This window comes from Microcoleus sp. Pol12B5 (assembly GCF_036701335.1).
In the GTDB taxonomy this organism is placed as follows: Bacteria; Cyanobacteriota; Cyanobacteriia; order Cyanobacteriales; family Microcoleaceae; genus Microcoleus.
Map to the genome: position 1 here is coordinate 1 of NZ_JAUBQQ010000022.1, position 26,857 is coordinate 26,857.

Annotated in this window: 14 protein-coding genes; 11 read left to right on the forward strand and 3 right to left on the reverse strand. The window is 44.8% G+C overall.

The genetic code is table 11. The features are described from left to right. Window positions 1-983 precede the first annotated feature (983 nt). The 6 genes from QUA24_RS12805 to QUA24_RS12830 all read left to right on the forward strand — a co-directional run bounded on the left by QUA24_RS12805 (window position 984) and on the right by QUA24_RS12830 (window position 8,540). Complete coding sequence (locus QUA24_RS12805) at window positions 984-1,268, forward strand: 4a-hydroxytetrahydrobiopterin dehydratase (RefSeq protein ID WP_333230115.1); 285 nt, start codon at window positions 984-986, stop codon at window positions 1,266-1,268. A gap of 141 nt (window positions 1,269-1,409) precedes the next feature. Continuing rightward, window positions 1,410-3,059 carry an HD domain-containing phosphohydrolase gene (locus QUA24_RS12810; RefSeq protein ID WP_333230117.1) on the forward strand — a complete coding sequence of 550 codons (1,650 nt, stop codon included), beginning with the start codon at window positions 1,410-1,412 and terminating at the stop codon, window positions 3,057-3,059. A 293-nt stretch (window positions 3,060-3,352) separates the two neighbouring features. Next, complete coding sequence (locus QUA24_RS12815; RefSeq protein ID WP_333230119.1) at window positions 3,353-5,551, forward strand: iron uptake porin; 2,199 nt, start codon at window positions 3,353-3,355, stop codon at window positions 5,549-5,551. A 399-nt stretch (window positions 5,552-5,950) separates the two neighbouring features. Continuing rightward, the gene (locus QUA24_RS12820) at window positions 5,951-6,391 is read left to right on the forward strand and encodes an Rrf2 family transcriptional regulator (RefSeq protein WP_242716025.1); all 441 of its coding nucleotides are present in this window, start codon (window positions 5,951-5,953) and stop codon (window positions 6,389-6,391) included. Between the two features lie 58 nt (window positions 6,392-6,449). Continuing rightward, on the forward strand, window positions 6,450-7,412 hold the full coding sequence (cysK, locus tag QUA24_RS12825; RefSeq protein ID WP_333230121.1) for a cysteine synthase A: 963 nt from the start codon (window positions 6,450-6,452) through the stop codon (window positions 7,410-7,412). A gap of 447 nt (window positions 7,413-7,859) precedes the next feature. Further along, the gene (locus tag QUA24_RS12830; protein WP_333230123.1) at window positions 7,860-8,540 is read left to right on the forward strand and encodes a J domain-containing protein; all 681 of its coding nucleotides are present in this window, start codon (window positions 7,860-7,862) and stop codon (window positions 8,538-8,540) included. Between the two features lie 85 nt (window positions 8,541-8,625). On the opposite strand, the gene QUA24_RS12835 is transcribed toward QUA24_RS12830, so the two are convergent. Beyond that, entirely contained in the window at window positions 8,626-10,125 is a 1,500-nt protein-coding gene (locus QUA24_RS12835) for a cyclic nucleotide-binding domain-containing protein (protein WP_333230125.1), read from the reverse strand. A gap of 106 nt (window positions 10,126-10,231) precedes the next feature. On the opposite strand from QUA24_RS12835, the gene QUA24_RS12840 reads away from it, so the two are divergent. The 3 genes from QUA24_RS12840 to QUA24_RS12850 all read left to right on the forward strand — a co-directional run bounded on the left by QUA24_RS12840 (window position 10,232) and on the right by QUA24_RS12850 (window position 13,963). Then, window positions 10,232-10,465, forward strand: a complete 234-nt coding sequence (locus tag QUA24_RS12840; protein WP_333230127.1) for a hypothetical protein — start codon at window positions 10,232-10,234, stop codon at window positions 10,463-10,465. Window positions 10,466-10,564: 99 nt separating this feature from the next. Next, window positions 10,565-11,437, forward strand: coding sequence for a 6-carboxytetrahydropterin synthase (locus QUA24_RS12845; RefSeq protein WP_333230129.1), 873 nt, complete (start codon window positions 10,565-10,567; stop codon window positions 11,435-11,437). 213 nt (window positions 11,438-11,650) lie between these two features. Further along, window positions 11,651-13,963, forward strand: coding sequence for a tetratricopeptide repeat protein (locus QUA24_RS12850; protein WP_333230131.1), 2,313 nt, complete (start codon window positions 11,651-11,653; stop codon window positions 13,961-13,963). 135 nt (window positions 13,964-14,098) lie between these two features. Here the strand turns inward: QUA24_RS12850 and QUA24_RS12855 are convergent, their stop codons facing one another. Both QUA24_RS12855 and QUA24_RS12860 read right to left on the reverse strand, forming a co-directional pair. Further along, a complete protein-coding gene (locus QUA24_RS12855) occupies window positions 14,099-15,598 on the reverse strand; it encodes a response regulator (RefSeq protein ID WP_333230133.1) in 1,500 nt (499 codons plus the stop codon). A 9-nt stretch (window positions 15,599-15,607) separates the two neighbouring features. Beyond that, a complete protein-coding gene (locus QUA24_RS12860; protein WP_333230135.1) occupies window positions 15,608-21,682 on the reverse strand; it encodes an AAA family ATPase in 6,075 nt (2,024 codons plus the stop codon). Window positions 21,683-22,618: 936 nt separating this feature from the next. On the opposite strand from QUA24_RS12860, the gene QUA24_RS12865 reads away from it, so the two are divergent. Further along, window positions 22,619-23,179 carry a Uma2 family endonuclease gene (locus QUA24_RS12865; RefSeq protein ID WP_333230137.1) on the forward strand — a complete coding sequence of 187 codons (561 nt, stop codon included), beginning with the start codon at window positions 22,619-22,621 and terminating at the stop codon, window positions 23,177-23,179. Between the two features lie 309 nt (window positions 23,180-23,488). After that, window positions 23,489-26,845 (forward strand): NACHT domain-containing protein, encoded by a 3,357-nt coding sequence (locus tag QUA24_RS12870; RefSeq protein WP_333230139.1) that lies wholly within the window; start codon window positions 23,489-23,491, stop codon window positions 26,843-26,845. Window positions 26,846-26,857 lie beyond the last annotated feature (12 nt).

The following is a 26,857-nucleotide window of genomic DNA, read 5'->3' on the forward strand; positions in this document are numbered from 1 at the left end:
CGTGCTTGGATGGCTCCGACAGACCAACCCCACGAAAACTTCATCTTCCCTGAAGAAGTTCTGCCTCGCGGTAACGCTCTGTAATCAGCGCGAAATATCAAAATTTCCAACATTTTAAAAGGGTAAGATAAAGCAGTTTAGGCTTTACCCTTAATGCTTAAAAAGCTCCTGTCTTGTGGCGGGAGCTTTTTGTTTCCAGAATTCGATCGAATTAGCGCCCTAAAAAAAGTTGATTTTGTACAAAAACAAACTCTGCCTGCGGCTAGAACAACTCGTGTTTCTATATCTGGTGAAGTCTCCTATCTGGCAAGAAATTGATCGACCTTTCCCCGCCGCCAGAGTTGCCATGCGCCTAATAACCGCACAGCCCGTATTCTGAAGAAAATATAAACAAATGGCGGAAACTGCGATCGTCCGCTTGCTGTAGAGATCGATCGAAGACCTTGCTGCTGCAGTAATTTCCCCTGATCTCACAAAAATTTCAATTTGCATCCCCCCACTTCTAATTCCTTGTGTTATTCTAATAATTGTGACTACTGGAATGATACTCAGAACGCAAGTTCTTTCGGTAACGCTGGCAAGGGCTAGCGCACAAATCATCACCTTAAATCTTGTATTTAGGTGATGTGCGTTCCAATATTAAGCCATTTAGCTAAACCTGGAGGTGATGCCCATGATAGAAAGTAGTAAACGCATGGGTCATCAGATTGGAAACTACCGGCTGTGCGCCGGGGCCGCTCACTAGCAGTCAGCCGTCGTCTCCAACGGGAAACGACTTCCACGGGGAACCAGGCTGAGCTAGGGATTCTCCCGGCAGTCAGGTTCTAATCTGAAGACCCGCTAGACCGCTCTCACCTCAAATAGTGTTAAATCTTAAGTATTAAAACTTGAGACTAAACGCTATTGGTGAGAGCGGATAGTTTTTGGTCAGGGTTTCTACATATGGGCAGTTAATCTGCCATTGCTAATCCCAAAGAAAAAATATGGCTGAGCTACTTAACAATACTGAAATTCAAGAGCGCGCCAGTCAATTGTTAGGCTGGACGGTTGAAGGCAAACAACTGCGCTGTACCCGTTTATTTAAAGATTTTATCGAAGCGATCGCCTTTGTGAATAAGTTGGTCGCCCCCTCAGAAGCCGCAGCACATCACCCCGACATAGAAATTTCCTATAACAAAGTTACACTTAACTTGACAACTCATGATGCCGGAGGCTTAACTGAGAAAGACTTTGCGCTAGCCCAAGAGATTTCTTCTACGCTAGATTAAAAAAGTACCCGCTGGCCCAACAAGAGTCCCCGCTAGAGAAAAGCTCGCAAATAAAAAATCGACTTGGGGTTAGAATCGGGTGCTAAAAAGTCGAGAGGCCAAACGTTCAATGTATAAAAGGCTATTCCCCATCATCCGACCATGATCGTATTTGAAAAGCCAGAGTTCAAGAACGAGTCTGCTGCCGAAAAAACCGATCTGATAGAAAAGCTTTTAGATATTGGCGCGGCTCTGTCGAGCGCCCAAGATTTGGGCGACTTGTTACACTTAATTTTATCCAAAAGTAGAGAAATTACCTACAGCGATGCTGGCAGTGTTTACTTAGTAGATCACAGCGACGAAACACCTAAGCTGCTCTTCAAGGTAGCGCAAAACGGTTCTAAACCCAGCCTGTCGTTTAAGGAGTTTGCCCTGCCACTGACAGACAAAAGCTTGGCGGGATACGTGGCAATTACAGGTCAAAGTTTGAACCTGTCTGATGCCTACAACTTACCCCCCGGCGTACCCTACCGGCTAGATACCAGTTTTGACAGGGATATTGATTACCGCACTTGCTCGGTAATGGTACTGCCGATGCAAAACCGACAGGGAGAGACAATAGGTGTACTGCAATTGATCAACCGCAAAACAAAGGCAGATACGGTGCTGACAGCAGACAATGCCTGGGAATCGACGCAGCAGTATTCGGAGTGGGAAGAAAGGATAGTTCGATCGCTCGCTTCTCAAGCAGCAATCTCGATCGAGCGGAATCAACTCCAAGACAGCATAGAACATTTGTTCGAGGGCTTCGTCAAAGCCTCGGTGCAAGTCATAGAAGCTAGAGACCCCTGTACCTACGGCCATTCAGAACGAGTAGCAGCCCTCACAGTACGCCTTTCAGAAGAAGTAAACACCGTCAGCAGCGGAGAACTGCGCTCTATTTACTTTAACAACCGCCAAATTCAAGAACTTCGCTACGCCGCCCTGCTGCACGATTTTGGCAAAATTGGAGTCCCCGAAGCAGTTTTGACCAAACAGAAAAAGCTCTACCCCGCACAGCTAGAAATCATTCGCCATCGCTTTGGCTTAGCTCAACGGACAATGGAAATGGAATGCGTCCAGTCTAAATATAAATACTTGCTGGAGCATTCAGCCTACCGAAAACACCCGACCCAGGAGCCAGAGTGCGCTCAGTGCCAGGAAATCGAACAGCTAGACACTAAGCTAGCAGAGGCAAAAACCAGATTAGCAGAATACTGGGAAGTGCTGCTAGAGGCAAACGAGCCTCACATTTTGGCAGCAGAACCCCTAGCTCAACTGCAAGAGATTGCTCGACAAACTTATAGAGATATAGATGGGGCAAGGAAACCCCTGCTGAACTCAGACGAGATCGTGCAATTGATGGTGTCGAGGGGCAACCTGACGCCGGAAGAACGATCGGAAATAGAATCTCATGTAATTCACACTTACGAGTTTCTCAAACAAATTCCTTGGACAAAGGATTTAAAAAATGTTCCAGACATTGCCTACGGACATCACGAAAAACTCGACGGTACAGGCTATCCGCGAGGTTTAAACAAGTCAGAAATTCCAATTCAAGCGCAATTGATGACGATCGCCGATATTTACGACGCCCTGACAGCAGGCGATCGCCCCTACAAGCGAGCTCTGCGAACAGAGGCAGCGATGAAAATTTTGCGGCAAGAAGCAGCTCACAACAAAATCAACGCTGATTTGTTAGAATTGTTCGATCATCGCCAAGTCTTTAGTGTCCTCGGGCACAGCTTGGAGGTTAAAGTCGAATCAGCCTAGACGAGTCGGGCGTGCTGTGCTAAAAAGTAAATAAGGCGATCGGGCGCTGTCTAGTGTCAGCAGTCAAATCAATCCACAGCCCAAGCCGGGTATGGTTTTGACGCCGTTGAGTAAAGGTTTAAAAACAGGCTTTATGCAGCCGTCAGTCACATCTATATACTCGGTCAGCCCAAAAGAATCCAAAGAAAAAGTGAATTTTAGGTCTCTTTTTAGAGTATGCTAGTTGAGCAACGACTGACCACATAGAAGACTAGAAAAGTTTCTCTGTAATCGGTGTGAGGATGAGAGTGAATATGTCGAAATTTTTGTGGAGTTACTTACTAATCAGCCCAGCAGTCTTAGGAGCTACCCTAGTAGTTTCTTCGAGCGCGATGGCAGCAGACGCTCAGCAGGCTGCTGATGCGGTCAATCCGGCTGTCGCAAACGCTGAAACCGCTGAAACCTCCGAAGCGAAACTAAATGCTTTAGCTGCTGTTTCCGAAACAACTGCAGCCTCCGAGCCAGTAGAAGAAATTTCCCAAGTCGCTGGCAGCGAAACCCACGCAGCGATTGAAGATTCGGCCACGGCTGCAACTGAAAGTGCGATCGTCGGAGCAAACACAGCCCCTGCTGAGGCAGAGCCCCAAGCGGCATCACAACCTACAAGTGAATCTTTAGCCGCAGTTGAGCCAACAGTAGCTCAACCAGTAGAAAATTCTGCCCCGGCAGCCCAACTAGAAATTCCAGCCCCGGCAGCTACCGCTCTCCCAGAGCAAATCGGTGCTGTTCAATTAGAAACTCCAGCCCCGGCAGTGGCAGAGTCGGCAGAACAAAGTTTGCCACAACCGGCTGAATCTTTAGCCCAAACTGCCGCACCACAAGAGCAAAACCCAGCCGCCACATTAGAACAGCTCAACGAGTACAGCAGCGAAGGTGCTGCCGGCGGCGAAACTCAAGGTCAAGTTACCTCTGTTTCCCAACTTTCCGACGTGCGGCCCACAGACTGGGCCTTCCAAGCACTGCAATCCCTAGTCGAGCGCTACGGCTGTATTGCCGGTTATCCCGACGGAACTTTCCGCGGCAACCGGGCAATGACTCGCTACGAATTCGCAGCCGGTTTAAATGCTTGCTTAGACAAAGTGAGCGAGCTAATTAGAGGCGGCACGGGCAACTTCGCTACGAGAGATGACTTGGCAGCCCTCCAACGGCTCCAAGAAGAATTTGCAGCGGAACTGGCAACCCTGCGCGGTCGCGTCGATGCTCTGGAAGCTCGGACATCCGAACTCGAAGCCAACCAATTCTCCACCACTACTAAGCTGACTGGGGAAGCAATTTTCGCTCTCAGCGATGACTTTGGTGGCAACGTTGGCTTGTTTGGCAGAGACGAAAGAAGATTAGGCAGCGACAACAACGAAGCTGTCTTCCAACAACGGGTGCGCCTGAATTTAAATACTAGCTTCACCGGCAGAGACTTACTGCTGACCAGGCTTCAAGTCGGCAACGGTCGCAACTTCAACCTTGGTGCTACAAGCGAAGGCACTCAAACTTGGAACGTAGTCGGCAGAACCGATAACGTTGTTGCCCTCGACACCTTGTTATACAAGTTCCCCGTCGGTCAGCGACTCAACGTTAGCCTGATAGCCAACGCTGGCGTTTGGGACGACATTATGCCGACTGTCAACCCTTACTTTGAAGACTTTGACGGCGGCAACGGAGCACTGAGCGCCTTTGGACAGCGTAACCCCATCTACCGTTTGGGCGGTGGCGCAGGTATTGGCTTTGACTATGCCTTTGGCGGCAGGGGCTTACTGGGCGGCGTGTTCGGCCCAACTTCTCTGTCATTTGGTTATTTGGCGTCAAATGCAGCCAGTCCGGTTAAGGGTGCTGGCTTGTTGAACGGCGACTACGCCGCGATGGGTCAGTTGACTTTTACTCCTGGACGCAACTTGCAAGTTGCTTTCAACTATAACCACGGTTACTTTAATCGAGGTAACTTTGGCTTTGACAACGGTTTGGGAAATGGAATCGACAACCTCGGCGGTTTCACCGGTACCGGCGTGGCTAATTCTCTCAACGGTTTGAGCGAGGGTTTTGACGGCTTCGGTGCTCGCAAAGTTGTCACCAACTCCTACGGCGCTCAGGCTTCGTTGCGACTGAGCCCGAGATTTATCCTTGGTGGCTGGGCCGGTTTAACCAATGCCCGCATTCTCGGCATCGGCGATGCGAAAATCTGGAACTACGCTGTCACCTTGGCTTTGCCTGATTTAGGGAAAGAAGGCAACTTGCTAGGGCTGGTGGTAGGTCGTGAGCCTTACTTGGATAAACTTGAAGCTTCGAGTAGTTTGCGAAGCTTCCGCAACGATGATTCCTATCACGTTGAAGGGTTCTACAAGTTTCAGCTTTCGGACAACATTTCTGTTACTCCGGGCGTGATTTGGGTGACTAATCCTAATCAAGATGACCGTAATGATGACATCATCATTGGTACTCTGAGAACTACTTTCACGTTCTAAGAGCGGGTTAGATGAGGCATGGGAGGGGGTCATACCCTCTCTGCTGACAACTCTAAATGCCCAGTTTAGCCCTGCCTACTGCAGGGCTTTTTTGTTTACGGGACAAAGGGCCGCCGAGAATCTATTAAAAATTAAAAATTATTAGTCATAGACGCAGAAACCCGGTTTCTTGAGGTAATGCCGTCGTGGAAGTGGAGAGAGAGTCAAAACTAGCAACTGGGTTTCACAGAAGCGAGAGTGCGGATCGTTCCAACGATGAAGTGATGAAAGTCGATTAAGTTCAGTGGAAAACCGGGGTATAATAAAAGGTAAAGTTAGGAGTTAGAATTGGGAACTCAACATTGAGGAGAATTTTAACATCTGACTTCGGAGTTGATAATTCTGGTATTGGAAGCAATTATGGTAGAACTCTCCTGTAAAAGCGAATACGCAATCTTAGCTTTGCTGGAGCTTGCCGATTGCTACGAAGAAGGTGAGCCTCTGCAAATTCGCCAGATAGCGGCTCAGCAAAATATTCCCGATCGATATTTAGAGCAGTTGCTCGCTACTATGAGACGCTGCGGGCTGATTCGCAGCCAGCGAGGAGCTAAGGGAGGTTATATATTGGCGAGGGAACCCTGGAAAATTACCCTCCTAGAAATTATCAACTGTCTCGAGGGCTCAGAGTTCGATCGCTCTGAAAAAGACTCGCCTGCTCAAACTGTAGAAAGTGCGGTGATTTGGGAAGTTTGGCAAGAAGCTCGATCGATTGCCAACTCAGTTTTGCAAAAATATACGCTACAGGATCTGTGCGAAAAGCGCAATGGCAGACGGCAGCTCGATATCATGTATTACATCTAGTTAAAATATTACCAACTAGGAATTAAGATTTACTTTCAACCACAAACTGACAAAGATTATGCGTATTGCTGGCGACATTACAGAATTGGTAGGGCGGACGCCCCTGGTGCAACTCAACCGCATTCCCCAAGCTGAAGGCTGCTTGGCTCGGATTGTGGTAAAACTCGAAGGCATGAATCCGGCAGCATCGGTGAAAGACCGCATCGGTGTCAATATGGTTAATCAAGCAGAGGCCGAAGGGCTGATTAGTCCAGGTAAAACTGTTTTAGTGGAACCGACTTCTGGCAATACCGGAATTGCTCTGGCAATGGTGGCGGCGGCTAAGGGCTACCAGTTGATTTTGACGATGCCGGATACGATGAGCACGGAACGCCGATCAATGTTGCGCGCTTACGGGGCGCAACTAGAACTGACTCCGGGAATTGAGGGCATGAGTGGCTGCATCCGCCGCGCTCAAGAGATTGTGGACAAAACTCCCAATGCGTATATGTTACAGCAGTTTCGGAATCCAGCGAACCCGCAGGTTCACCGTTCGACAACGGCTGAGGAAATTTGGGAAGATACAGACGGCGAGGTGGATTTCCTGATTTCGGGAGTCGGCACTGGCGGTACGATTACGGGCGTGGCAGAGGTGATTAAGTCCCGGAAACCCGAGTTTAAGGCGATCGCCGTTGAGCCGGCCAACAGTCAGATACTGTCGGGCGGAAAGCCCGGGCCTCACAAAATTCAAGGTATCGGTGCTGGTTTTGTGCCGCCGGTGCTGAATGTGGATTCGATAGACGAAATTATAGTTGTTACGGATGATGACGCGATCGCCTATGGCCGTCGCTTAGCCAGAGAAGAAGGACTTTTGTCGGGTATTTCCAGCGGTGCGGCACTATGTGCGGCGGTGAAAGTCGGCAAGCGTCCCGAAAATGCAGGGAAATTGATTGTGATGATTCAGCCTAGCTTCGGCGAACGCTATCTCAGCACTCCCTTGTTCCAAGATCCAGAACTCAATCTGGCGATGGCCATCAACTAGGCTAACCTCCAGCCCAAGTCGCAGAAACACAAAGCTGGGCGTAGACTTTACGCTCTGCTTTGCTTTTTAGTAGATTAAAGAATGGCGATAGATTGTAGCTTTCTCGATCGCGAAAGATGCCGAATTTTTGAATGCGCTTTTTTTGAACCGCTTTGGGCGTGTTAACGAAGCGGGGGCTGAGCGCTGTTGTGGCAAGGGAAGATACAAGAAAAGAAGGAGCTAACGGTTGGCGGGAGGAGCGCTATAGGAGTCCTCAATGTCGATCGGCTTACCACTTCCAAAGCCTCAATGTTTTTCTAAAATAGATTTATGATAAGTTTAAAACTGACGTTTTTTACTGACAATTTTTGACATTTATATCAGATAAATTATTAAAATAATAGCAAATCATGATATTTTTGTCAAGCACTTTTTCACAGATTATCTAGAGTTCAAGGAAATAAGAGCGTGTCTTCCGTTACCAATCACTACAAAACCCTAAAAATTAGCCCAACCGCAACACAAGCCGAGATTAAACAAGCATACCGCCGTTTAGTCAAATTATTTCACCCCGACAGCCGCAGCGACACAGCGGGTCACGAAGAAATTGTCCGCCTCAATGCAGCCTATGAAATATTAGGAGACACCCAGCACAGACAATCTTACGATCGCCAACTTTCCCAGGAAACTCAACAGCAATCACCCAGCGCACCAAACGTCAGCCGCCAGCAAAAACAAACAGCTAGGGACGCTGATGAACAAATGGAACAGTGGTTGATTAAAGTATACAAACCAGTTAATAAAATGCTCAACAGCATCTTGAAGCCACTTAAAAAAGAAATAGACGAATTGTCAGCAGATCCGTTTGATGACGAACTGATAGAAAAGTTTCAACTTTATATCGAAACCAGCCGCGAGTTCCTCAAAAAAGCTCATAACTTTCTTACATCAATGCCCAATCCATCTAATGTAGCCGGAGTTGCGGCCCATCTCTACTACTGCATCAATCAAGTCGGAGACGGAATAGAAGAATTGCAGCTATTTACCCTCAATTATGACGATCGCCACTTGCACACTGGTCAAGAACTGTTTAGAATTGCCGCTAGACTGCGGCGGGAAGCGCAGGATGAATTAAAAATTAAAAGTTAAAAAAGCAGATTGTTCCCTCTTCCCTCTTCCTTCTTCCTGACATCCGTTACATATTGTACATTGCTCGTTGCCGAACTTCCTTCTTTCAAATTCCAAAAAGAACTTGAATTCGCTTGCGAATTTTAATAAAAGGAGTTTGTTCCAGAGAGTCGCCATCTAACAATCCCAAATCTCTCAAAGCTTGCTGGCGTTCCGACAATTTTTGAGCAATCTGATCTGCTAAATTGGGTTGTTCTCTTAAAAGTTTTTGCAAGTCGTGGCGTTCCACCACAAACAAAATTGCATCTTCGCTAGTTTTAACAGTCGCCGTTCTCGGAGTTCCCAACAGCAAAGATATTTCCCCAAAAAACTCGCCCTCGTGAAGCGTAGCAATATACTGACCGGCTTTTTGAGAAAGAACTTCTACAGTCCCCGAAAGAATAATATAAAAAGAATCGCCAGGGTCATTCTCTTTACATACAACCTGTCCTGCTGGAAACAGTTGTCGGTAGCCGTATTCAATCAACTGTCGCAGTTCTAAATCCGTACACTGTTCAAAATAAGTTACTCGCCTCAACAAATCTCGCAGCGTCCAATTGTTGGGGGATTTAGGCGCTGGATTTTTAGGTTCAGAAAGGGTGGGATTAGATTGTAAATCTGCTGAATGTTTGGCATCTTGCGGAAAAATTTTTCCGTTGGAATTATCATCTTTGTTATTGTGAAAAAGTTGAGTTAACTCTTGCGGGTTTCGCAGCCACAAATCCCGTTGGGGAAAGGGAATTTCGATATTTCGGTGGCGCAATTCGTAATCTATTAAAAAATTTACCGCGCTTTTAATAGCATCGCTTTCCTGTGGCTGGTCAATCCAAACCAAAAGTTCAAAATTTAAAGCATTATCTCCAAAACCGTGAAACCATACTTTAGGAGAAGGATGGGACAGAACATTCGACTCCATCCGAGCCGCAATTAACAGCGCTTCCGTAACTATTACGGGGTCAGATCCGTAAGCAACGCCGATGGGAATGTGGAGGCGACATCTGGGGTCTCTGTAACTCCAGTTAATAATATTAGTTTCGACAAACTTAATATTTGGTATGATTACAAATAGACCGTCAATTGTTTTAATAATGGTAGAGCGGATAGAAATTGTTTCTACTGTTCCTAATAACTTGTCTATTTCAATAAAGTCTCCGACTCTAATTTGGTGCTCGAATAGCAGGGTGAGCCCGCTGATAAAGTTACTGGCGAGATTTTGCAAGCCGAAGCCGAAACCAATGCCGACAACCCCAGCTAAGACGGTGAGAGAAGTGAGGTTGATGCCGGAACCTTGCAGGACGAATATACAGCCAATAGTGGCTAAAATATAGCTAATGATCGTAGAAATTGCTTCTCGACTACCGCGATCCAATCTCATCCTAACTAGCACGCTGCGCTTGATTCCTTCACTGATAATCTTAGCTATAATCAAGGCAAATATAGCTAAGATTATCAGTTTGACGATCGCACTGATGGACAGATGAGTGTCCCCGATATAGAATAGCGGGGTTGTCATCGCACCCCAGAAATGTTCAAAAAAGCGATCGGCTCGTGCAGTAATCGAATTCATTAATATTGGGTAATGGGTAATTGGTGATTAGTTTTGAGAGCAACTGAACTGCCAACGGCTAACTATTGCAGAGCTTAGGCGAAAAACTCGAACTGTGGAGTCTCCTGTGTGGCAAAAAAATCGATTCCCTACCCTTCGGGAACGCTTCGCCAACGGAATAGCTCAGCTTCACCCACTCTCTCAAAGACTCGTAACTGATGGGTTAGTAACTGATGGCGAAAAACTATTTTGTAGCGGTATTTTCTGCCGGATATCTGTGTTGTGGCGTAAAATGGGCCCCGCAGCGCGATCGATCGGCGACTTGTTGCCAATATCTGGAAAATTGGTAGAAATTCATTGACAGCACCCTCAAATTATTGAAAAATTCCAGCAAAAATTAGTTTATCCTTAAGAAGCGAGTCCTTTACAGAACTTAACAAGCTTACCCTAATTGACTTTTATGCAGTGCATCATCAATCGTCGGGCACAGTTTTCGGCGAGTCACCGGTACTGGCTGCCGGAGTTAAGCGAAGCCGAGAACTTTGAGCGGTTTGGCCCAACTGCCCGCGCACCGGGACACGGGCACAATTACGTCATTTACGTTTCCATGATAGGCGAACTCGACGAGTACGGCATGGTGCTCAACCTGTCTGATGTCAAGCACGTCATCAAGCGGGAAGTTATCAAGGATCTCGATTTTTCCTTTCTCAACGAAGCGTGGCCGGAATTTGAGCAGACTCTGCCAACTACCGAAAACATAGCACGGCAAATTTGGCTGCGGCTAGCCCCTCATTTACCTCTGAGCAAAATTCAATTGTTTGAACATCCCGAACTTTGGGCTGAATATTTAGGAAACGGAATGGAAGCTTATTTAACTTTGTCCACTCATTTTAGTGCCGCCCATCGGTTGGCTCGTCCCGATTTGAGCTTTGAAGAAAACTCGGAAGTTTACGGCAAATGTGCTCGTCCCAACGGTCACGGTCACAATTATCATTTAGAGGTGACTGTTAAAGGGGAAATTGATGCGCGGACTGGCATGATTGCTGATTTGGGAGCTTTGCAAAAAGCTATTGACGATTATGTGGTTGAACCGTTCGATCACACTTTTTTAAATAAGGATATTGCTTATTTTGAGAATGTTGTGCCGACTGCGGAGAATATTGCTGTTCGGATCGGGCAATTATTGCGATCACCCGTTCGGGAATTGGGCGCAGAGTTGCACAAGATTAAGCTGATTGAAAGTCCGAATAATAGCTGTGAAATTTTCGGTGCTGATTTAGAGGAAGTGGCGGCTGAACGTCAGCAGCCAGAAGCAATTGTAGCTAGGGTTTAAAGCTAAAAATTGGGTCTGTTGGGGCGGGTTCACCCGGATATTGGGCTAATTGTGCAGATTGGTAAACCCGCCCCGATGATTTCGAGGGTTATTCAACCGGATTAGGTGCGAGAATATATTTTTGGACAAAAGTTCCACAGCCAGAATTATTGGCACTTTTCCTGAAAAGTCAGGCTGCGCGCGTATTTTGGAGATAGTAAGTCAGCATTCCTCATGTCAGCTATTCTAACTGCTGAGAGTATGAGGTCGATCGCCCGATCGCTGACAACCAAGCACCAATTTCTCCTAAATGAGTTGACGTTTATGCGCGTCTCTAATCTAGCTCTCTTGACTCTGGCCGCCCTCGCATCCCAGAATTTAACTGCTAATACTAGCACCAATCCTGCTGCACCTCCTATTTCTCCTCAGACACCGCAAGCTAGCAACTTTGTTGATGCTGTAAATAATACTGAATCGCGTCCGGCTGAGTCAATTAGTGAGCCTGAGACGATCGCCCACGAACAATTTTCCCCAAATACTACCGTATCCCGTCGGGCTGAGTCAATTAGCGAGCCTGAGACGATCGCTCACGAACAATTTTTCTCAAAAACTACCGCATCCCGTCGGGCTGAGTCAATTAGCGAGCCTGAGACGATCGCCTACGAACAATTTTCCCCGCGAATTGCTGTAAAATCGCCGACAGGTTTGCTGGTAGCGGCCGCTCAACCCGATGTATCTGGTAGTGCAAAAACCAAGGCGAATACTCCTGCTGCATCCGGCGATGAACTAACAAAATCTTTACAAGAAACCTGGCTGTCTAAATTAATCGAAACGGGGGTTGAAACCAATCCTCAAGTTCGCGATGTTTTCGCTTTTATTTCCCCGTCTGGTGGCAGTTCTGAATCTGGATATGGTTTTAATAGTACCCTAACTCTGCTCAATATTTTACTAATTCTTGGGACTGTATTTCCACCAGTAACAATTGCCTTTTTTTGGATGATGCGACGGCTGATCATCAAACACTTGGTTGCTGATGCCAATAAACGATTGCAAGGCATTGGTGTATTGGAATCAGAACTCATAAATTCTAGCCAACTGACTCAAAAGTTGAGGAATGAATTAGAAGCGCAAATGAGTGCGGCTAAACAATCTATTGATTTTTTAACTAGAGAAACTGAACTTTCCAAATCTTCCGTCGAGCAAATTGAGACTCTCAAATCTCAATTTATCATGCACTTGCAAGTTTTGCGGACAGAAGTTGACGAGAAAAAATCTCAAATTGTTGAAGAAATTGCCCAAGTTCCCGCAGTTGTTGCCAAAGAAGCTCTCAAAATCGCACCTCAACCGGCATTAAACAATTCCCAAAATTCGCAAACTGCACCTGCTAGCAACGAAAATTTGATTGCTGACGATTATATCAAGCAAGCCGAAGGGCTTTATTTTCAAGGCAATTATGATGAGGCATTAGTATGTTTGGAAAAAGCTGTTTTAGCGAATAAATTTTTGAATGAGGCTTGGTATTGGCGCGGAAATGTGTTAATAAAATTGCAGCGCCTGGAAGAAGCACTCGCCTGTTACGACCAAGCAATATCGATTAAACCGGATAACTACGAAGCATGGTATAATAAAGCGCATTTGCTGGCCAAATTGCAGCAGTACGAAGAGGCGATCGCCTGTTACGAGCGAGCAAGTTCGAGTGAATCCCGAAAATACGCTTGTTGGCACAGTATAGCGGCTTTGTTGGGTCAATTGCAGCATTACGAAGAAGCGATCGCCAGTTACGATCGCGCCCTCGCTATCAAAGCAACCGACAGTGAAATTTGGCACAACCGGGGTGCGATGCTGGCCAAAGTACAGCAGTACGCAACAGCAGTTGATTCTTACGATCGGGCTCTGGCTTTCAATCCCAACAGATACGAAACTTGGTACAATCGAGGCAATATGCTGTGGAGACTCCTCCGCTACAGCGATGCTATTGATTCTTACGATCGGGCGATCGGCATCCGGCCCGACAAACACGAAGTTTGGTACAATAGAGCCGCTGTGCTCGGAAAAATGCAGCGATATCAAGAATCGATCGAATCCTACGACAAAGCAATAGCGATTAAACCGCAGGATTTTGAAGTGTGGCACAACCGAGGTGCAGCTTTCGACAAACTGTCGCAGCACGAAGCAGCAATTGCCTCTTACGAATCCGCAATTACCCTTAATTCCGAGTGTTACGAAGCTTGGTTTTGTAAAGGCGAATCATTGGCAAAATTGCAGCGCAATGAAGAAGCGATCGCAGCTTATGAGAAAGCAATTGCTATTAAGCCAGACTCCTACGACGCTTGGCGTCATCTGGGGATAGTCTTGTCTGAATTAAAGCGGTACGAGGAAGCAATGGCAGCTTACGATCAAGCTATTGCCATCAAGCCTGATAATGCCGAAGCTTGGCGTGATCGAGGCGCACTTGTATCAGAATTAAAGCAGGATACAGAAGGATTTATTGCCGGGGAAAAAGATACTCACAAACAGCCACAATCCGATGAATCTTCGGACAGTTAGTTAGGTGTTACCTACACCGCTACGTACACACCCGAATTTTCTTGTTGGTAATGGTGCGCTGTGATGGGCAATCGCAGAAACCCCGCGATTGCCCATCACAGCGCACCATTATAGATGAAGATACCCGACATTCTATCAAGCTGACAGCGACAAGACAGGAGACTCCTGCCGAATCGGAATCTCAATAATAAACTCTGTTCCCCCGCCTGGTGCAGAAATACACCCCAAGCTTCCCCGGTGTTTTTCCACTACAATTTGCCAGCTAATCGACAACCCAATCCCTGTGCCCTTACCGGGGGGTTTTGTCGTAAAAAACGGGTTAAATACGTGGCGACGAACCTCTTCCGATATCCCTGGCCCATTGTCCACAATTCGGACAGCTACGTAATTGTTGCTGGTTATTTCTGTGCTAATCCGAATCACGCTAGGATTCGCTTTAATTTCTTCTAGCGCTCTCTGGGTGTTCCACTCGTCAATAGCATCGATCGCATTTGCAAGTACATTCATAAATACCTGATTCATTTCTCCCCCATAACAGTCCACTTCGGGCAGGTTTGGGCAATAGTCCCGCACCACTTCAATCGAGGGGCGGTCTGAGTTAAATTTTAGCCGGCTCTGTAAAATCATCAGCGTGCTGTCCATGCCTTCGTGAAGGTTAACCGCTCTCATTTCATATCCTTCTTGCCGTGCGAAGAGGCGCAAAGATAAAACGATTTCGCGGATGCGATCGGCTCCTAAGTACATAGATTTGAACAATTTAGGCAAGTCGTCTTTGAGATAATTTAGCTCGCTTGCCACGATTTCTGCTTGTATATCTTGAGGCGGATGAGGATAGTGCTTTTCGTAGAGGTCAAGGATAGTGACCAAAGCTTTTGAATATTCCAGAGCATAGGAAAGATTTCCATAAATAAAATTAATTGGATTATTGATTTCATGAGCTACGCCAGCCACGAGTTGGCCCAACCCTGACATTTTTTCGCTCTGAATGAGCTGGCTTTGCACGTGCTTGAGTTCGTGCAGGGAATTTTCGAGCTGTAGGGCTTTGTGCCGCTCTCGCGCTTCCGATGCTTGCAAAGCTGCTTCTGCAAGCTTGCGTTCAGCAGCCTCCTGCTTGAGGCGTTCATTCGTTTGGGAAAGTTCAGCGGTGCGCTGTTCTACTCGCGTCTCTAGCTCTTGTGCTAAAACTTGTAGGTCGGCTTGCGCTTGCTCGCGTTCGACAATTTGCGCCTGAAGCTTTTTAGTTAGATTTCGCAGATTCAGGTGCGTGATAGCCCGAGCTAAAACTTCTTCCTGTTGAATGGGCTTAGTGATATAATCAACTCCGCCCACATTAAAGCCTTGGACTTTGCTTTCTGTATCGTCCAGCGCGGTCATAAAAATGACTGGGATATCTTTAGTTAAGTCATTCGCTTTCAGATTTTGACAGGTTTTAAATCCGTCCATCTCTGGCATCAGAACATCCAACAAAATTAAATCAGGCTGGGAATATTGCACTTTTTTGAGAGCGCTAGACCCACTGCGAGCTACCCAAACAGTGAAGCCAGAGGCGCTCAAAAAATCCAATACTGAACCCAGATTAGTGGGCGTATCATCCACAATTAAAATGGTGCCTCTGTCTAAAGATTCGCTAGTCATTTTTAGTCCTCATCTAAACTGTTGAACAAATTCTACTAATTTGTCTTCTTCAAAGTTTTTGCTTAATTCAAGCAACTGATTGGCAAAAGGTGCATAACGCATATCTATTGCCTTCAGCTTGCTGGCTCGCTTCTCAATACTGAGTAGTTCACCTTTCATCGCTAAATCGAACAGGACTGCAACTTCTTCCGAAGGGGGAGCAATCAGTGGTTGGTCTTGGATTTGGGAAGGGAGTTCGGTGAAGATACCTTCTGAACTGAAAGTTGTTCGCTCTTCATAAATCCATTCTAAACCTAAATGGTTGCCCAAGCATTCTAATAACTTTTCTGCCCGAATTGGTTTGAGGAGAAAAGCGTTGCAACCAGCATGCAAAATGCTGTGGGGATCGCCGGATAAAATGCTAGCAGAAGTTCCGATCGCGATTACATCCTTCAATGGAGGGATTTTTCTGAGCCGCCTCACCGCTTCAAAGCCGTCCATCACTGGCATTACTAAGTCAATTATAATACAGTCAGGTTGAAATAACAGCGCTTTATTCACGCAGTCTTGACCGTCCGTTGCCTCCATTAATTCAAACCCAATGGGAGCTAAAAGATTAACTAGGACAGAGCGATTTTGCCAGCGATCGTCAACGACTAAAATTTTCCGCCGATCGCCTGAGAAACCCCTAATAATTTTTTCAGGTTCTTTTTGATACCCTTCCCAGCTTTCGGTAATAGGCAACTCTAACTCAAACCAGAAAATACTGCCTTTACCTAAAGAGCTTTGTACTTTCAGTTCGCCGCCCATCATCTCCACTAATTGGCGACTAATTGGCAGCCCTAATCCTGTCCCCTCTATCTGGCTAACTGAACCGCTGGCTTGCTCGAAGGGCAAAAATATTTTTGAGAGTTCGTCGGGCGCGATGCCAATGCCTGTATCTTCTACTTGGAAAATAAATTTCGCTGTTAGGGATTGGGGATTGGCGATTGGTGATGACAAAGATTGCTGAGTCTCCAGCCTGTCTACTTTAAAACTAACGCCTCCTTTTTCGGTAAATTTTATGGCATTGCCGAGTAAGTTGATGAGAATTTGCCGCAACCTTTTTTCATCGGCTCGGACGCAAGTGGGAAGTGGAGTTAGCGGTTCGTAAATCAAAGAGATTCCCTTCTGGTGGGCGCGAATCTGGCAGATTTCAGTAATGCCTTGGAGAAAGTCTGACAGGTGAAACTCGGTGAGGTAGAGTTCCATTTTTCCGGCTTCGATTTTGGAGAGGTCTAAAACGTCATTGATCAGAGTTAGGAGGTGTTCGCCACACTGATGAATGATATTAATACCAGAAATTTGCTGACTGCTTAAACCTGTATCTCGTTTGAGGATTTGGGTATAACCTAAAATACCGTTGAGCGGTGTGCGGAGTTCGTGGCTCATATTGGCGAGAAATTGGCTTTTGGCGCGGTTGGCGGCTTCGGCCGCTTGCTCGGCTTGCTGTCGCTCTTGAATTTCTACTTCTAGGCGCATATTTTTGGATTTTAATTCCTCGGTTCGCTCTTCTACTTTGACTTCTAAAGTGTGATAGAGGTTGGCATTTTCTAAGGCGATCGCAGCTTGTCCCGATAGCATCCGCAACACTTCAACCCGCTTCGGCGTGAAAGCGCCAGCAATCACGTTGTTTTCTAGGTACAGGATGGCACTTAACTTACCTTGATATAGGATAGGCGCACACAAAATTGATTTTGGTTTGTGTTGGGCAATGTAGGGGTCGGCGTTAAAGATTTCCTCGCGGCCCGAATCATTTAAAACGACATCTTTCTGAGTTCTGGTGACGTAATTAAGTACCGAGATAGGCACTTGCCCAGAAGTTGATACTGGTAAAGATTCTAGCACTCGGACTTGATCTTTAGTCCCCGCCGCTTCTATAACAAGTTGACCCTCTTTTGAGAGAATAAGCGATCCAGTTTCAGCACCTGCGTTTTCTATCAAAATTTTCATTAACTTGGTGAGCAAGTTAGGTAGAACAATTTCGCTAGAAATGGCACTAGATGCTTTCATTACAGTTGCCAAGTCGAGCAACTCTGTTTGACCGCCTGTAATGGTCAAAGGAGGAATTGTCCTCGTAGGGTCGAAAGGGGTTTCGGTGACCACAGGCGATCGCGCTATTAATTTCGGGTATTTTTCTTCTAGATGTTTAACTTTAGCTAAAGCTCCCCAGCGCATATAGGCATAATAAGCATCGGTCATGTAGGTGCGGGAAATCTTTTCTTTACCCCATGAAAAATAAAATTTAGCAGCGAGTTCGTGAGCTAGTGCTTCTTCGTTGACGTACTCGTTTTCTTTAGCAAGAGCGATCGCTTTGTCGTACATCTCGATCGCTTCTACTTTTTTGCCTAAAACACGATGCCGTTCTGCTTCTACTAAATAGAATTTATGCAGATGATTCATTGGTGCATAATGTGCCCAGTTTTGCAACTTTTCTTGATTAGCTTGTACTCGCTTAAGAATATCCTGTTGGTCGGAATGCGAACTTTCAGAATACACAGCTAGCCGTACTAAACAATCATAGAAATAGAAGATAACAACAGTTAGCTGCCCTGTAGATGATCCGAAAGAACTTTCTACTTGAGGGATGTTTTTTAAGGCTTCCTGGTAATTCTCAAACACATAGCAAAGCGCAAGTTTGTGCAAGTATAAGTAATGAATTGCTAGTTGGTTGTTGGTTTGCTGAAGTAGGGGCAGCATTTCCTCTTCGTCGTAGGCTTCCCCCTTTAACTGGTCTAGATTTTGGCTTCTTCCCACCATGTTTAAGACGGCTTGCCAACAGATTTTTGTATTATTAAGCGCTGTTTCTTGGCGGATTTTATCAAGGGCATCTGTGTAAGTTGCTATCTCTCGTTCGAGTTGCATTAGTTGCTTGCCAACAAAAAACGAGTAATGACTCCACACCATGACGGCATAACCAGCATATTCTAAATCTCCAGTTTCTAGCCCGCTAGAGAAAGCTGACAGGAAAGGTTCTAAGGTATTCCGGACGTGTTCTTTCCAATGTTGAACGGCTGCATACACTAAGTGGCAAGTCTTGACTTCGATTTCTTTGGCATTTAACTTTGACACTAGACGTAAAGCTAATTGGCCCAATTCATAGCCCCGCTCAATATCTCCTACCGCACCACAAAGAAGAAGACTATATACCGCATATGCAAAGGGAGACACAGAAGCATTGCCATATTGAACGGATAAATCGACCTGTTTGCACACTGTTAAAGGTACCAGTACGGGCATCCCAGAATAGCAAGCAGAAAATATACTTGACAAAATCCTGATCGCTGCTAATTGATAAGGATCTGTCATTTCAGGGAGATCGAGTAAGTCCTCAATTCGGATGCCACTCAAAATTGCCGCAGTTTCCCCCAGCGCCTGTCCAATATCAGATGGGTTTGGCGATTTGGGAAACTCTACCTCCAACCGCTGTAAGACTTGCAGCCCCGTATTTAATGCTTCGATCAGCTTGTTCTGCGCCATATAAGCTTGAATCTGGACTTCGTACACTTTTACTATTTCCAATAGCGTTTTGGCGCAGTTTTGTACTATCTCAACGAATGTCTGCATTCCGTCAAAATCACCACTCAAATATGCTGATTCTGCTGCTTCCTCATGCAGCCTTAATGTCAGTTCATACCGAGTCTCCCAGCTATCTACCGCTAGCAGAGATAAACCCACTTGCAAATATTTGACGGCGGAATCGTGGGCTGTAGCAGCTTTCGCTTTCTGACCTGCAATCAGATTCAATTGGGCGAGTTCATATTTTTGGGATTCAGTGGTAAGTAAGTCAGTACCATAATTGAGTTGGTTAACTAAAGCGAAAATATTTTCTTTTCGGTCTTCTGGCGTTGTACTTTGCAGCAGCAGTTGACCGATTTTTAAGTGAGTCTCTTTTTTCTGTTCATCGGGAATCAAAGAATAGGCAGCTTGCTGCACTCGGTCATGTAAAAACTTGTAGTCAACCTTCACATCAGTTAAGGTAAAACCGCCAGATTCTTCCTGACTAAATACGAGGGGAATTTTGTATTCATTGCTCAAAGGTAAAATCAACCCAGCTTGAAGAGCTTCCCACAATTGCGCCGCCGTGACTAAGGATGATTCCTGATTGACAATCGCCAAAACTTCTAAGTTAAAAGTGTTGCCAATACAAGCAGCAAGTTTTAATACTTTTTGTGTATATTCTGGCAATTTGCGTATGTTTCTAGCAATCAGTTCGACAACATTGTAATCGGTGATGCCGATTGCTTGAATTTGCTCGATATTCCATTGCCAACCCCCCTTTATCCCCCCTTGGTAAGGGGGAACTAGGGGGGTGAAGTTATAAGTCAACAAATCTTCTTGATAGAGAGTTTTGAGGAGTTGACTTAAGAAGAAAGGATTGCCCTGCGTTTTATTAAAAAGTAGAGACGCAAAATTTCGCGTCTTTACAGACAGGGATTCCGAACCGCCAGATTCATTTAAGGTATCCGCAATTAATTCTTCGACATGAACCAGGTGTAATGGTTGAAGGACAATATTATTCACCGTCGCACCAGTTTGGCGAATTTTGTCAATCGTTTGAATGGTTGGATGAGTTGGAGAAACTTCGTTATCTCGATACGCTCCAATCAGCAATAAATACTTGCTATCAGAATCAGTTATTAGCAATTCAATTAATTTCAACGATGCCGAATCCGCCCACTGCAAATCATCGAGGAAGATAACTAAGGGATGATCAATAGTTGTAAATACGCCAATGAATTGTTTAAACACGCGACTGAAACGATTTTGAGCTTCAGTTGCCCCTAATTCTGCTACGGGTGGCTGTTTGCCAATAATTAATTCGACTTCAGGGATAACATCTATGATGACTTGTCCGTTATCGCCTAAAGCGGATAACAGTTTTTCTTTCCAAGTTTGGATTTCTGCTTCGCCTTCGGTTAGAAGTTGCTGAATTAAGGATTGGAATGCTTGAATGAGGGAAGCATAAGGAATATTGCGTTTGAACTGGTCAAATTTCCCCGCAATAAAATAGCCTCGTTGCCGCACAATGGGTTTGTGAACTTCATTGACTAACACTGTTTTGCCTATCCCGGAATAACCGGAAACCAGCATTAATTCGGTGGTGCCACTGGCAACGCGATCGAAAGTTTCTAGAAGTTTTTCAATTTCTTGGTCGCGACCGTAGAGCTTTTGCGGTATATTTAATTGCCCTGCTTTATCCGCACTTCCAACAACAAAATTGGAAATATATCCGCTAGCCTGTAGCTTTATCAAGCAAGTTTCTAAGTCAAATTTTAGTCCCTCAGTGCTTTGGTAGCGGTCTTCAGCATTTTTAGCTAATAACTTCATCGCAATCGCTGAAATTTGTGGTGGGATTTCAGGATTTAGCTGGTGAGGGGGAATGGGAGTTTTGGCAATATGGCTGTGTACCAATTCCAGCGGGTCTGTGGAATTAAAGGGCAACTCGCCTGTGAGCATTTCATAGAAAGTAACGCCTAGTGAATAAAAATCAGTGCGGTAGTCAATTGACCTATTCATTCTGCCCGTTTGTTCTGGCGACATATAAGCCAGGGTACCTTCGAGCAAGTCTGGATGGCTGAGTGTCGAATTTTCTCGCTCCAAGCGCGAAGCGATGCTGAAGTCAATAATTTTAACTTTTTCAGTGGCTGGGTTGATGATAATATTTTGTGGCTTTACATCTTTATGAATAATGTTATGTTTGTGGAGTTCTGCTAAGGCAGAGACAAGCTGGAGACCCAAAGAAATAAATTGAATGATTGTGAGTTCTTGACCCTTCATCCAATTGTTTAGAGACTCGGAGCCGGAATCTTCTAATATCAGTGCTAAACCGTTTTTATAGCTTTCTAAACTAATGGCTTTGACAATCGATTCTACGTTCAAGCTCTGCAGAATTTGATATTCGTGCCGCAAGCGGGTGATGTCTGAAAGAGTGGGATACTCAGCCTTTAGCGTTTTGACGATCGCGCTGGAAAGGTCCGAATCCTTCCGAGCGCGATCGACTGAAGTTCTTATCCCGCTGTGGAGGGTTTCAACGAATTGATAGCCAGCTAAGTTGATAGTCATTGTTATTCTAGGGAGCGCAAGGGAATTGAGCGTGAGGTTAAAGCCGGTTTTAAAACTTAATTATTATTGGAGCTGATTGTAACATAGTAATTTACTCAACAAAAGTTAGCCCTGTTTTTGCCGGGACTTTTCTACAAAGCGCAGAGGAGCCAAGGGCAGCGAGTCAGAAATGCTTTTTCTACAGCCAAAAGTTTAGCGCGTTAGAAAGGCTATGCTTGCTTTTAGCGAACTATGCCGATATCTAGGATGCACTAAAAATATTAAAACATATTAAAAGTTAATAAAGTGTAATTTATTTATTTATTGGCTTTTACTCTCGTTGGCTCCATCGGATTGTGTTCAAACGAATTTCATTTAATTATATTCTTGTATCAATCAGCAAAGAAAATTTAATAATGTTAAAATAATATAAGAATAAATCCACAAAAATTAAAATAAGTTTCAGCAATTATACCAATTTTCTAAAAAACTGCTAGATTTAGTAGATGTCCTTTTTGTGAGTTACTACCCCAATATTAAGAGCGAAAAGGTCAGGAGTTGTCAAGATTGAAATGGGGAAACAGAATCTGAACTGAAAGCTCTTATCGCTCAGAGTTAAAGATGCTCACCGACAAGAACAACAGCAATCTCTGCATTGGCCCAAAACCCAAACGGTACAAACTGTATCGTCTTCTTCTGTGCGCGTCGGGAAACATCGTACCTAGCCTGCAATGACAGATGATTGTCTAGCTATCGTCAAGGGGGAATGGAAGAATTATTATCCGAAAAACCCGGTTCGGGGAAACCCAGAATAATCAATAGTGAAACTGTAGAGAAATTAGAGAAGGAATTGCCATAACCAGCAGGATTCAGTAGCTACAAGGAAGTAGATCATCTGTTTGGGGCGGTTTTTTTTATGGTAAATTTAGGTAAGCTGCAAACAAGGAGAATAGTTATATGTCTGTTCAGCTTCAAAAACGCTTATTTACAGTAAAAGAATATCATTTGATGACTGAGGCGGGTATTCTCTTGGAGGACGATCGGGTAGAACTAATAGAAGGAGAGATTGTTAAAATGGCTGCAATTGGTACTCGTCACGCAAGTTGTGTGCGACGACTGATCCGCAGTTTTAGCGTGATTCCACAAAATCTTGCTATTTTGGGTGTCCAAGACCCTATCCAGTTGACTGAGCGCACTGAACCTCAACCGGATGTTGTATTGCTGCAACCTTGCGCTGATTACTACGCCACAGCCCATCCAATACCGTCTGAAGTTTTGCTGCTAGTGGAGGTTTCAGATAGTACGGTTGATTATGACAGAGATGTGAAAGTATCCATTTACGCGCGATCGCTCATTCAGGAAGTTTGGCTGGTAGATTTAGTTGAAAATTGTTTGGAAGTCTACCGTCAGCCAGGCCCGAACGGTTATAGTTTAATGCTCAAGTTTTGGCGCGGTCAAGAAGTTGCGCCGCTGGCTTTTCCCGATTTAGAAGTGAGCGTTGATTTTATATTGGGTTAGTATGAATAAGTAATGGCAGTTTACGATCGAGCGATCGCCATTAAGCCTGAGAATGCGGAAGCTTGGCGCGATCGCGGCGCAGTTGTATCCGAATTAAAACAGGATACAGACAAAATTTAATCGGGTGAAAAAGAGACTTAAATTCCGCTATACTGACTTAGGGGCAAATAAGGTGAGCGCGATCGCGATCGGCACGGGTGACTCTGGTGAGACTAACTTGTGGGTAGGAACGCCCTGCAGCTTGAGTTGTTACAGCTTTTGCTTTTGAAACAAAATATAATATGCTTATATATAAAGAAGGAAGTTAAGATGCTAAAACGAGTTCAGCGTAAAAAGTGGCAAAGATTTTTCCCCATCACAAATCAACTGCTTGCAGGAATTTTTACACTGATTCTGACATTGCTGCTTGGCTGGGCTGGAACATTACCCACTTTTTCTCAGACTCCAACACCTCATTCCACTCAGCAATCAACTCCGACTTCCAAGAAGGAACTGATTGCCAAAATTAAGGAAAAACTTAATGAAGATTTAGCGTTTCGGATTGAGAACAAGCTTTCTCCCGATCTAAAAGAAGTCGATAAAAAGGTTGAGCAGTACAAAAAGAAGCTGACTTCTCAAGAGATAGAAGAGATAGAAAGTTTTTATAAAAACGAATATACCCGGCTTAAGAAGGCTAAGGATTCCGATTTATGGGAGAAAGTCAACGATGGACTACTCGATGGTCTGGGTTGGCTCGCAGCGTTTGTTTTTCTAATACTATGTATATGTAAGGAAGCCTTACAAAAGGTAGTTAGCAGCTTTTTCAACGCGGTAGGTACTTGGATATATAACAGGTGTGCTGGAACTCGACTTTTACGTGGAATTGCTCTACGACATTATCGAAAGGGACTAATTGAAAAGTGTCAGGAGTTGAAAATCCCATTTCGACCAGATCGACCCCTGAAGATTCGCGAGATCTACGTTCCTCTCAAAGTTACAGGTACTAGGGATAATGAACAGCTCGATGCCTACAGTGCTGTGAGCAAGTATCGCCGACTTATGGTTAAAGGCGCACCTGGTTCTGGTAAATCAATGCTGCTCAAGTATCTTGCTCTTAGCTACGCGGAAGGTAGGTTGAATCTACCAGATCAACCTGTACCAGTTTTATTAGAGCTCCATCGGCTAAGCAAATCAGACAAGTCATTAGAACAGCACTTTGTAGAGGCATTAGATCGAGATGATTTTCCTCATTCTCAGCTCTTTATAGAGCATAGTTTAGCTCAAGGTACACTAATGTTGCTGCTAGATGGTCTTGATGAAGTCAACAGCGATAATCGCTGGCAAGTCGTGGCACAAATTAAGGACTTATTGGACAAGCACCCAAATTGTCGTGTCGTTATTACTTGCCGTACAGCAGTCTACAAAGGTGAATTTGACGATCTGAACCATCTTGAGACTCTGGAAGTTGTTGAATTCATCGACCAACAGATTCGAGACTTTTTGAAGGTGTGGAAACAATATATGCCACCAGGAAAGTCGATTGAGCAACTCATGCAGACGTTGCACGACAGACCTCGAATCATGGCGTTAGCACGCAATCCGCTCATGTTAACTATCATTGCCTACCTCTATGCTGATACCCCATTGGTACTGCCTCGCTCACGCGCTGAGTTCTATCGGAAATCTACAGATATTTTGCTAGATAAATGGCATCATGAACACAATCAGTTTCAGGCACGGGAGAAGCGGTTTGTACTCCAGGATTTAGCTATTTACAACCAAGATATTACTAAGCAGCAACAGCAAGATAGCGCTAGCATCAAATTCAAGACGGTTTTGCAGCAGATAAAGCTGTTACTTCCTGAGCTTAATCTTCAGCCTGACCAAGACGCTTTGCCTCTACTAAATGAAATTGTAGAACGTAGCAGCTTACTCATCAAAATAGATGGAGGTGAGAAATATCAGTTTGCTCATCTTACTTTGCAAGAGTTTTTCGCTGCGTCTAAGTTAATAGATGATAAGGATGGTCTACTCACTCGTTTCAAAGCTGATAATGACGCTTGGCGTGAGACAGTAAAACTCTGGTGTGGACTTGCTGGGGATAGTACCGATTTGATCCGGGAAGTACGCAGGATTTCGGAGATTACTGCTTTTGAGTGTTTAGCTGATGCTCAGAGGGTAGATTTAGCGTTGGCAGACGAAATTATCAATAGGTTCAAAGATCAACTAGGAAAAGGTAGTAACGACGAGGTGGTAAATCGTGCCTTTGCCTCTGTAGCTGCGGACGACCGGAGAGGCACTGAGGTATTCAACTTCTTGAAAGATACGCTTGAAAATATTGGAGAAATAGATGCCCGCCGCGAGGCAGCAGCGAATGCTCTGTCAATGACTAACTTAGCTGAAGCTGCTGATGTGCTGGCTCGTCAGTATGCAGATAGAGCTGAACTGCGTCCTGTACTACATTCTGCTTTGGTACGAATGGGAGATTTAGCTGTGTCAAAAATCTCATATTGGGTGGAAGCTGGAGTGATCGAATCATCTCTGGTGGAATCTAGCTCTGTCGAGTTGATGGACATTCTAGTTGATATAGGAACTCCGACAGCTACACAAATGCTAGTTTCTTGGATTTGGCATAGCAATCAGAGCTTAGCAAGTAGTGCTGCATTGCTCTTAGCACATTTGCTGCGACACTCCGAGCAAGAAAAAGTAATTGAGAGTTACAAACTTACAGAAGACCAGAAGAGAGTAAAAGAGCGATTGGACTGGATTTGGAAGCCTTTTGAAACATCCACTAACTCTAATTTGAGCATTATTGCTGGTCGGGTGGCTTATCTTATAAGTCGAGTTCCGCTTGAGATAGCTAACTCTGTGCGAGTGCTTTCGTTAGATCCTCGACTAATTATACCCATCTGTTCAATAGAGCTGTACGATCAGAAAACTAACTTAGTGCAAATCAAGTGGAAGCATTTACTTGTTTCAATTAAGAAGGGTATTGAGATAGCAAAAGAAAAGGAGTCCAGAAAAATTTCTATAGAAAGATATGACAACGAAATGCGCAAGCTTCTTGATGAAACAGAAACACTATGGGATTTTCTTTTCTTGAAGATAGAGCCTAGCCTACAAATTATATTACTCTATCAATACGTATCCTATCCCCGCCTAAGACAGGAATATTGGTATGATAGTATAATAAAAATAGAGAAGGAAAAGAGAACAAAACTGTCCGCCCAACAATTACAGGCAGTTATGTTTTCAACAATGTCTGCTACTATTGTTTCTGGAGTAATTACAGGATTGTTTTTCTTCGCAATTACTGAGTTGAGAAAGCTAATTAACTTAATGCCAAGCAACTTTTACTTTTTAATTCAAAATACTTTATTTATTTGTATTCCGATTAGTCTCTTTATATGGGTTGAATATGGTATTTTGGAATACCGAAAATATATGGAATATAATTATTGGTTTGTGTATTGGAATTTTTTAGAAATCGTAAGAAGTCGAGTACGAGGAGAAACGAGGATTAGAATGATCTATTGGGAGTGGCGGGTTGAAGAAAGAACGTTAAGAGGCGTGGTAAACATGGGTATGTGGATTGAGCGGGTTGAAGGATTTTTAGAAAAGGAGATAGGAGAGGAGTTAGGGATGGAGATGGACGCAGAGTGGCAAAAGACCAAGGATGCAGTGTAAGCGAAAGGTGCA